Here is a 9,987-nt window from a genome sequence, read left to right as displayed (position 1 = left end):
GGGGGCCGGGTGGCTTGAAAAGGGGGAGGGGGTTGCCGCACGCTGTGTCACTTCGCGGACACGCGGTTCGCGCACCTCACCTCCAGGCTCGCAGGCTCCACCATGCTCTCCGTCCTTCTCGCCGGGCTGCTCACGCAGACGGCGCCGTCGGTCTCCGCCCGCCAGCAGGGCGTGCCCATTGGCCGGGGCGACACGGTTCCCAAGGTGGTGTTGAGCGCGCCGTCCGGCGGGTGGACGGTGGACCGGATGCTGAAAATCGAGGGCACGGTGAGCGATGCCTCGGTGGATCCGGTGGTCGTGTCCATCAACGGCGACCGCTACCTGATGCGCACGCAAGGGGGGCGCTTCAGCCGCAAGTTCCCCGCGGCCAGCGGCAAGAACGTCGTGACGGTGATGGCCACCAACAAGGGTGGCACGGCGCGCGCGCAGGCGACGAGCTACGCGCAGGTGCCCCCGGTGCCGCTCAAGGCCATCCTCACGAGCGACACGGACGGCGTCTACACGGACCTGCACATCTACGAGCCCACGGACGCGAGCAGCGCGGGCGACACGCTGGATGTGTCGTCCATGGCGCACGTGTACTGGGCGAACACGGAGAGCCCGTCCGGAGGCACGTTCTTCCTCAACGAGCAGGGCGGTGACTTCGACCAGCCGGCGTACGGCCCGTACCTCTACATCCACCGCGCGCCGCCGAAGGGCGTGTACCTGGTGGCGACGAACTACTGGCCCAGCGGCGACAAGGCGCACACGGTGGCCACGCTCAACCTGGCGCTCTTCGAGGGCACGCCGGGCGAGGTCCGCCGCCGCGTGCGCATCCCGCTGGCGACGCCGGGCACGACGCGCGTGCTCGCGTGGGTGAACGTCCTGGGGGACGGGCAGGCGGAGGTGTACGTGCCGTCCGCGGATCCGAAGCCCAAGGGGAACGGCTGGCCCACGAACCTGGAGGAGGCGGTCAAGGAGCTCCAGAAGAGTGGTGACGGTGGCGGTGAGGGAGACGAGGGCTACTGACGCGACCGGCTCTGCCCCGCCATGCGCGTCCTGATGCTCACGGTGTTGTTGAACGCCGCCCCGCTTCCGTCCGGGACAGCCCCTGTGCGTGAGGGCGCGGTCATCGCGGCGGAGCCCGTGGCCGCGGAGACGCGCGCGCGGCTGCTTCGCCGGGAGGTCGCGCAGGTGGCGCTCGCGCAGGTGAAGGCTCCGGACGCCGCGTGGCAGCCGGCGCAGCGCGACTGCGCGGGCCTCATCCGTTACGCGTACCGCACGGCGTACCGGCGCGTGGCTGCTGAGCGCCTCGCCTCACCGCTGTGGAAGGACGCGCGCGGCGGACCTTCCGACTTCGCGGACGCGGAGACGCTGATCAGCCGCAGCTTCGTTCCGCTGGGCCGGGGCTTGGACGCGCGCGAGCAGCTTCGCACCGGGGACGTGGTGGCCTTCCGCCAGGAGCACGACGCGGGCCCCGTCTTCCACCTGATGCTCGTGGTGCGCCCGGAGGACAGGGCCCATGCACCCGCGCGCGTCGTCTACCACCCCGGTGAGGCCGGAGCGCGCGTGCGCACCGGCGTCCTGGACTCTCTTGCCACCGAGGCGCCGCTGGAGTGGCGCCCCGTGCCGGCCAACGCTTCCTTCCTCGGCTTCTTCCGCTTCAAGGAGTGGATGTCATGACGTCTCCCGTGAGCCCGCCGCCCCCCGCTGGAGGCGGAGGCAAGGGCCGCTCGTCCGCCGTGCGCATCGCGCTCATCGGCGCCATCGTCGCGGGCGTGGGCGTGGGGGCCTTCGTCATCGGCCGCAAGAGCAGCGGCGGTGGCTCCGGCCCCGCCTTCTCCTCGGGGGCGCCCAAGGGCCCGCCGACCGCGGGCGCCACCGTGGAGGGCATGCCGGAGGTGTCCTCCGAGCCCACGAAGATGGAGGTGCCCGGCGCCGCGGCGCTCCCCGCCGTCTGGGTGGACGTGCACTCGCCCGCGAAGGTGCGTGACGCGCTGGCGCGCAACGCGTGGCTGAAGGCGCAGTGGGAGAAGCCGCTGGGCCAGGGCTTCGCGAGCGGCTGGGCCGCGTTCCTGGGCTCCACCGGCACCGACCTCAAGGCGTCCTTCAAGGGCGCGGTGCTGGACGTCGTCGTCGGACAGCTGCTCGACACGCCGTTCCGCACGGTGTGGTTCTCAGGCGACGCGCGCGTGGGCACGCCCGCCATCCTCGTCCCCAAGGCGAACAAGACCGCGCAGGCGGCGTGGGACTCGCTGGACGCCGTGGCGAAGCGCGGGGAGATGGTCGCGGACAGCTGCCCTTCCGGCATGGAGAAGGCACCCGACGGCGGCTTCCACCTGTCGCGCTGGCTCGTCGCCGAGCAGACGGTGTGGGCCGCGCGCGCGGCGGACCGGCTGGTGCTCTCGCGCCACCCGGTGGTGGTGCTCCAGGCCCTGTGCACGGCGCTGCCGGAGCTGGACTCGGACCGGGACGTGGACGTGGAGGTGGGCTTCGACCCGAACGCCTATGGCCGCGAGGCGCAGCTCTTCACCCACGTGCTGGGCCTGGGCGAGGACACGCGGCTGCAGCTGCGCGTGGACGGCGACCGGCTGGTGGCGAAGGGCATCGCCGGGAAGCTCCGCCCGGACGGGATGGCCTTCGATGGCAAGCCCCTCTCCGACGACCTGCTCAAGCTGGTGCCGGAGGACACGCCGGTGCTGTTCGCGTTCCAGCTCACGCTGCCGGAGTCGCTGGAGCCCGCGCAGCTCAGCGCCTTCTGGAAGAAGCAGGGCCAGCCCCGGATACGCCCGCGCCAGGTGGCCCTGGTGTGGACGCCGCGCGGCAGCACGTCGCTGGAGCCGGAGCTGGCGCTGCTGTGGGGCGATGAGAAGGACGCGGAGGGGCTGTCCGCGCTGTTCTCCGGCGGCGCGCGGACGCTGGTGAGCACCACGCTGTGCAAGCACGTGGTGCTGGCCACGAGCCAGCAGGAGGTGGAGCGGCTCCAGAAGGCGTGCGAAGGCCGCGCGCCCAACATGCTCAACGCCGCGGGCCCGGTGGTCGCGGGGCTGCGCTCGCCCTCCACGGTGATGCTGGGCGTCAACATGGGGCGGCTGCTCAGCGGGCTCGCCATGGACGGCTACACGTCCGAGGCGCGCGTGGACCGCTCGTCGCCCCTGCCCAAGGCGGCGCCCCCTGAAATCGAAGCGGCCCGCCGCGACCTGGAGGCCCTGCCGTACCTGGGCTTCCGCGGCAACGTGCAGGGCTACGTCATGGTGTCGGAAGGGTTCGGGACATGAAGACCTCCGTGCGTTTCGCGGCCCTGGCCGCGCTCCTGTTGTCCGGCGTGGCGCTGGCCAAGCCGCTCTACATCACCGTCCCCCGCTCCTACGGCAGCAGTGAGCCGGTGGCCGTGGACGTCGCCTTCGAGGACAAGGGCCCCGTGGAGCTGCGCGTGCTCCAGCCCGCGAACCTGGACGCGTTCATCCGCGCGCAGGGCGACCTGCGGCGCGCGTACGAGACGCCGCCCACGCTGCTCAACCCGGGCCGGGGCTTGAGCCGCGGCCTCAACGCGGTGCGCTCGCCGGGCATCGTGCTGATGGAGGCGCTGTCGCCCGACTTCCGCCAGGAGGTGGGCACGTCGCTGCCGCCGCCGCCGGGGGAGTCCTCGTCCGGCGAGCCGCTGGCGAAGGTGGCGGAGGGGCCGGAGAAGCTGGTGGGCACGCCGCCGGGCTTCTCCGTGGTGCGCAGCCAGTGGCTCAACCTGGACCTGGGCGGCGCCGACCGGGACTTCAACGTGCCGGGCTTCGACACGGGCGACAGGAGCAGCGGCTTCCAGGAGCGCCGCGTGCTGCTCGCGCCGCTGCCCGCGGGCACCTACGTGCTCCAGCTGGTGCAGGGCCGGGTGGAGGGGCAGGTGGTGCTCGTCGTCAGCGACGTCACCGTGCAGCTCAAGCAGACCGACGGCCAGGTGCTGGTGCGCGTGGCGGGGCGGGACCAACAGCCGCGCGCGGGGGCGCAGGTGCAGGTGTACCTGCCCACGGGCAAGGGCCCCACGGGGACCACGGGCGACAAGGGCGAGGTGACGCTGGCGGTGACGGAGCCGCGCATCATCGCGACGGTGACGGCCGGCAAGGACACGGCCATCGTGGACACGGACTTCTACTCCACGCTGGCGGTGGCGCCGGACGTGTTCATCTACAGCGACCGGCCCATCTACAAGCCGGGCAACGAGGTGAAGTTCCGCGGGCTCGTCCGCCAGCCGGACACGTTCCTCGCGCGGCTCTTCACTCCGAAGAAGCGCGACGTGCGCGTGAAGCTGGTGTCGCAGGAGGGCCGCGCCATCACCACGCGCGCGGCGGTGGATGAGTTCGGCGCGTTCAACGGCACGCTGAAGGTTCCGGACGACCTGGGCACGGGCGTGCTGCGCATCGAGGCGGACCTGGACGAGCACCCCCACCAGGGCGAGGCGCGCGTGCAGGACTACGTGAAGCCCACGTTCTACCTGGAGGTGCAGCCCGCGTCGGAGACGGTGGTGCCCGGCCAGACGGTGAGCGTGACGGTGCGCGCGCGCCGCTACGCGGGTGGCGTGCCCAAGGGCGCGAAGTACGAGGTGTTCCTCTACCGCAGCCTGCTGGACGCGCCCGCGTGGGTGGACGACTCCGGCCGCGGCGGCCAGGGCAGCGCGGTGACGTACGGCAGCGCCTCCAGCAGCGAGGGCAAGCTGAGCGTGCCGGAGCGGCTGTACTCGTCCGTCGCGGAGCGCCAGGCCACGGACGACCCGTGGTCCTCCGCGAGCGAGTTCGACGCGGACGGCGAGGCCCAGGTGGAGGTCGCCGTGCCTCCGCTCGGCGCGGGCGAGGACCGGCTGCCGTACCGCTACAGCCTCACCGTGCGCGCGCGGGATGATCAGGAGACGTTCGCCACCGGCACCGCCGCCTTCTTCCTGTCGAAGGTGGAGGTGCTGGGCGTGGCGCGGTTCTCCGACGCGGTGGTGCAGAAGGGCTCGGACGCGCAGCTGTCCGTGCGCGCCACCACGCTGTCCGGCAAGGGCTACGGCGTCACCACGGGCGAGGTGGACTTCGTGCTGGTCCGCGCGGACGGCAGCGAGAAGGAGCTGGGCACGCAGACCTTCACCACGCAGCAGGACGGCACGTCGCGCCAGAAGGTGCCCACCACCGACGTGGGCCGGGTCGTCGCTCGCGTGACGGTGAAGGACAAGAAGGGCGAGGAGTGGACGGGCGAGGAGTCGCTGCTCGTCATCGGCGGCGCGGACGAGCCCGTGGCGCAGGTGCCCAACCTCACGCTCGCGTCGCTGTCCGGCACGCTTGAGCCGGGGGACAGCGCGAAGCTGGTGGCGCTCATGCCGGACGGCTGGGGCCAGGGCGGCAAGGACGCGGGGCCCGTGTGGGTGACGCTGACGGGCGCGAGCCTGTACGGCACCTCGGTGGTGCAGCTGAAGGGCCGCACGCTGGTGCACTCCTTCCCGGTGGAGAAGCGCTTCGGCAGCGCGGTGTACGCGTCCGTGGCGTACCCCACGGCGACGGGCCGCTGGGAGGAGCGCGCGGTGGCGTTCCGCGTGGTGCCCAAGGAGCGCACGCTCACGGTGGCGTTGCAGCCTCGCCGCGCGGAGGCGCTGCCGCTCACGGAGCAGGCCATCGACGTGCGCGTCACCGACAGCGACGGCAACGGCGTGTCCGCGCAGCTGTCCGTGGGCGTGGTGGACAAGGCCGTCTACGCCATCCAGTCCGAGTTCCGCCCCGGCGTGCTGGACTTCTTCTATCCGCCGGCGCGCGACAACGTGACGAACTTCTATTCGGCGGAGTTCCAGGGCTACGGCCACGGCGAGCAGCTGGCGCGCAAGATGGCGGGGCTGCCCGACCACGCGTTCGCGTCCATCAAGCCGCCCAGCCGCAACGCGAAGGACCTGGAGAAGGACACGGCGCACTGGGACCCTGCCGTGGTCACGGACCGGGACGGGCGCGCGACGGTGCGCTTCACGCTGCCCTCCAACCAGACGCTGTGGGTGGTGACGGCGGTGGCGGCGGACACGTCCGGCCGCTTCGGTGAGGGCACGGCGGAGTTCGCCACGCGCGGCGGGCTGAACGTCTACGCGGCGCTGCCGCAGTTCCTGCGCGAGGGCGACGAGGCGCTCGCGTCCGTGCGGCTGGCCGCGGGGACGAAGTCCAAGGGCAGCCAGGTGCTGGACGTGCGGTTGCAGCCGGGCGGCGCGCTCCAGGCGGAGGCGCTCCAGCGCAAGGTGGAGCTGGGCGAGGGCGGCGAGCAGGTGGTGCCGGTGACGCTGCACGCGTCGAAGACGGGCCCGGCGCAGCTCTCCGTGGACGTGGTGGGCGGGAAGGATCCGCTGCGCGACCTGAAGCGCTTCGACGTGGCTCCGGCCGCCGTGGAGGACGCGGTGCAGGTGAGCGCGTGGGGCGGTGGCGCGCTGTCGCTGGAGGCGCCGGAGGCGTCCGCGTTGACGCGCGTGGAGTTGGTGCTCCAGCCGTCCACGGTGGACGCGGCGCTCACCAACGTGCGCGAGCTGCTCACGTATCCGTACGGGTGCCTGGAGCAGCTCGTCTCCACGACGGTGCCCAACGTGGCGGTGTACCAGGTGCTCCAGAAGGCGGGCGCGCTGGACAAGCTGGACCCGGACTCGCAGGCGCTGCTGGCGGAGGCGCGCAGCCGCTCCGTGCAGGGCACGGCCCGCATCCTGGGGCTCGCGGTGAAGGGTGGTGGCTTCACCTGGTTCGGCGGCTACAGCGAGCCCAGCCTGCCGCTCACGCTCATCGCGCTGGACGGCCTGGCGTACGCGTCCGAGGCGGGGCTGGTGGACCGCGACGACGCGCGCATCCAGGAGAGCGCGAAGTGGCTGGAGGCGCAGGAGAACCTGTCGCCGGAGTACGACGCGACGCGCGCCTACGTGCTCGCGCGCTTGCAGGGCCCGCGTCAGGCGGCGCGGGTGCGTGCGCTGGTGGAGGCCGCGAAGCCGGGGGATTTGTATCCGCTGGCGCTCGCGGTGCTGGCCGCGGAGAAGGCGGGCGTGATGAAGGAGCCCGGCCTCCAGGGGCGCATCCAGGGGCTGGTGAAGGAGAGCGGCGAGGGCTTCGCGAAGCTCGCGGGGCTCCGGGGTGAAGCGGAGACGTCCGAGGCGTTCTACCGCTTCCCGCTGCGGCGCGTGGGCCTCTCCGCCATCGCCGCGCACGCGGCGTCGTTCGGGTCGCTGGACGTCACGCGCGCGCGCAAGCGCATCCTGGAGATGCTGAGCGAGCCGGGCCTGTCCACCTTCGACCGGAGCACGGCGCTCTTGCACTCGCTCTGGCTGGTGGAGCGGGACGCGAAGGCGTTCAAGGGCATGGCGCCGCCGGAGGTGAAGGGCGCTTCGGCGCCGGTGAAGTTCTCGGCGCGCGGCATGGGCCTGGTCGCCACGCTGCCGGCGGGGACGCGCATGGTGGACGTGGGCGGCTTCGACGGCGTGGCCACGCTGCGCGCCGCAGCGATGACGCCGCTCAAGAGCGTGCAGCCGCGCGTGAACGGGATGTCCGTGGAGCGCGCGTACTACGTGCTGCGCGAGGGCGGGAAGGTGAGGCTGGACGCGGGCGCTTCCGTAACGCAGGGCGAGGAGGTCTACGTGGAGTTGACGCTGGACGCGCGCGGGGAGAACCGGGCGCGCTCGGCGTACTACGTGGTGGAGGACGCGGTGCCGGCGGGCTTCGTGCCGCTCCAGGAGGACAAGGTCTTCCGCGGTCCGCCGCACTCGCTGCCGCTGGCTCCGGAGGCGCTCAAGCGCCGGCAGCTGGACCCCATGCACGCGACGTTCTTCTTCGAGGAGCCGGCGTGGTGGAGCGACAGCCCGCGCACGGTGGGCTACGTGATGCGCGCGCAGTTCGCGGGCACGTTCGCGGCGCCGCCCGCGACCATCGAGGACATGTACTCAGCGCGCATCCGGGGCCGCACGGCGTCGGACGTGTTGAAGGTGGTTCCGTCGAAAACGTCCGTGAGTGACCTGTAGCCCATGGGGTGGGCCGTCGCCGTCGCCGTGCTGTTGTCGGCTTCGCCCACCTTCGTCACGCGGGGGGATGTGACGCCCGAGGCGGACCTGCGCCGTGAGGCCCAGGCCGCCTGGACGTCACTGGAGGCGCAGTACACGGCGCAGGCGGGAGGACTTCCGACGAGGGCCCCCGCCACCGTGACGCTCCAGAAGGGCACGTCGCTGACTCCCGAGCGCAACGCGCAGGGGCGGCCCGGCGTGGTGGAGCTGCGGCAGAACACGCCCGGCGTGCTGGACGCGAGGATGCGCACGGCGCTGCGGCACGAACTGGCGCACCAGTTGCTGTGGTGGGCCTGTCCCGCGTCCAGCGAGGACCGGCTCTTCCACGAAGCCTTCGCGCTGACCGTGAGCGGCGAGCTGCCCGCGTGGCGCGACGGTCCCTATCAATCGCTGTCGCGCGCGGCGAAGGAAGTGGCGAGCGCACCGGCGGTGGACACCTCGCGAGCGAGGAGGGGACTCGCGCGCATCCTGGGCGAGCACACCGGGTTTCCCGCCGCGCTGACGCGCCGGCTGCGCCAGTGTCATGACGGAGCGCGGTGGGCCACGCCCCTGACGGTGGAGGAGCTGGCGGACGTGGCAGTGCTCGCGCCCGAGGCGGCCACGGTGGTGGTGAGCTGGCACTCGGGAGAGGTGCTGTTCTCGGAGGGCGACGTGCGTCGCGCGGTGCCCTACGGCTCCGCGCTCAAGCCGTTCCTGTACGCGGCGGGGACGGCTCTTGTTTCGAACTCCGATGCGCCACCATTGCTCGCACCGCGCAGAGGCGTGCAGGAGTGGGCTTGCGGCGCGGGCCTGCCCCCGAAGGTGGACGCGCGGCTCGCGCTCCTGCGCTCATGCAACGGCTGGTTCCTGGACTGGGAGGCCACGGGCTTCGCGCCGAAGGCCTTCGGTGTCTGGGGCCCCGTGCTGTCCGGCGTGGGGCTCACCGGCCTGCCCTCGGACATGACGGAGGCCATCGGGCTCCGCTCCGCGCATGGCCTGTCCCCATGGGGCATGGCGCAGGCGTACCGGTTGCTCGCCGAGGCGCGGCCGGACGTGCTCGCGCTCCTCACCGGCAACGTGGACGAAGGCACGCTCAGCGGCCTCGCCACGTCCAAGGCGCTCAAGGGCGTCGCCACCAAGACGGGCACCGTGCGCGACGCCGCGAGCCGCCCCCAGCTCGGATGGATCGCCGCCGTGGACGCGGACCTCGTCGCCGTCATCGTGCGGCCCGGCAAGATGCCCCGGCACTTCGTGGATGAGCTCCCCGCGCTCCTCACCCGCGTGCGCCGTCAGGCGGGACTGGACGCCGCGCGCGTGCAGGTGCTCGGCCTGCTGCCCTCCGCGACCGTGGAGGCCCGCTGCTCGGGCGCCGGCTTCTCGTTGGACGACGGCACCCCGCGCGCCGCGCCGCCGGACTTCTCGCGCCTGGACGCGCTCACCGCGAAGGGCCCCGCCGTCTGCCTGGGCAGCCCGTGGCGCGTGCGCTTCCCGGACGGCCCCGACGGTGGCCGCGACTACGCGGGCGTCTTCACCTGGTCCACGCCTCCGCCGTACCGCCCACCACCCGGCGTGCCCACCACACCCAGCGCCCTCAAGGCCCGGCGCGGCTCCGACTTCGTCTTCCGCACCACGCGCGTGCAGTACACCGCCGGCGTCGTCGCCGCCGAGGACGTCACGCTCCAGGGCGAAGCCCGCGTCGCGTTGGCCCGCGTCGCCGCGCACAACGAGCGCCACGCCGACACCCGTCACTCCGGCCGCGCCCTCTGCGACACCACCCACTGCCAGGCCTTCCGCGGCACCGTGCGCATCCGCCCGGAAGAGACCCGCGCCCTCCAGCTCCCACCCCTGAAGTGGGACGCCTGGCTCACCTTCTCGCAGGGCGGCGCCACCCCTTGGCGCGAAGCCCGTTCCCGCGCCGAGGTGGAGGCCCTGCTGGGCACGAACCTCGTCTCCCTGCGCTTCGAGTCCGGCCGCGTGCGCTACCTGCGCACCGAAGGCAC

Annotated in this window: 5 protein-coding genes; all 5 read left to right on the top strand. The window is 72.9% G+C overall.

Annotation, left to right across the window (positions count from 1 at the left end; translation table 11 throughout):
* The first annotated feature begins 102 nt into the window (after positions 1-102).
* Entirely contained in the window at positions 103-1,008 is a 906-nt protein-coding gene (locus D7V80_RS37925) for a DUF2135 domain-containing protein (protein WP_120592704.1), read from the top strand.
* Positions 1,009-1,029: 21 nt separating this feature from the next.
* Positions 1,030-1,662: a DUF1175 family protein gene (locus D7V80_RS37920; RefSeq protein ID WP_120592703.1), complete on the top strand. Its 633-nt coding sequence runs from the start codon at positions 1,030-1,032 to the stop codon at positions 1,660-1,662.
* Entirely contained in the window at positions 1,659-3,257 is a 1,599-nt protein-coding gene (locus tag D7V80_RS37915; protein ID WP_199738956.1) for a hypothetical protein, read from the top strand. The genes D7V80_RS37920 and D7V80_RS37915 overlap by 4 nt, the downstream gene beginning before the upstream one ends.
* Entirely contained in the window at positions 3,254-7,969 is a 4,716-nt protein-coding gene (locus tag D7V80_RS37910; protein ID WP_120592701.1) for an MG2 domain-containing protein, read from the top strand. The genes D7V80_RS37915 and D7V80_RS37910 overlap by 4 nt, the downstream gene beginning before the upstream one ends.
* A 3-nt stretch (positions 7,970-7,972) precedes the next feature.
* On the top strand, positions 7,973-9,987 hold a 2,015-nt coding region (locus D7V80_RS37905; RefSeq protein WP_120592700.1), incomplete at its 3' end, for a hypothetical protein.

The sequence above is a fragment of the Corallococcus sp. CA054B genome (genome assembly GCF_003611625.1).
Lineage (GTDB): Bacteria > Myxococcota > Myxococcia > Myxococcales > Myxococcaceae > Corallococcus > Corallococcus coralloides.
Note: the sequence above shows the minus strand (reverse complement) of the source record. Positions and strands in the feature narration are given on the sequence as shown.

What these genes read in the sequence shown, in the direction of transcription:
- D7V80_RS37925 (WP_120592704.1), top strand. Translation starts at nt 103, where the DNA reads ATGCTCTCCGTCCTTCTCGCCGGGCTGCTCACGCAGACGGCGCCGTCG.
- D7V80_RS37920 (WP_120592703.1), top strand. Translation starts at nt 1,030, where the DNA reads ATGCGCGTCCTGATGCTCACGGTGTTGTTGAACGCCGCCCCGCTTCCG.
- D7V80_RS37915 (WP_199738956.1), top strand. Translation starts at nt 1,659, where the DNA reads ATGACGTCTCCCGTGAGCCCGCCGCCCCCCGCTGGAGGCGGAGGCAAG.
- D7V80_RS37910 (WP_120592701.1), top strand. Translation starts at nt 3,254, where the DNA reads ATGAAGACCTCCGTGCGTTTCGCGGCCCTGGCCGCGCTCCTGTTGTCC.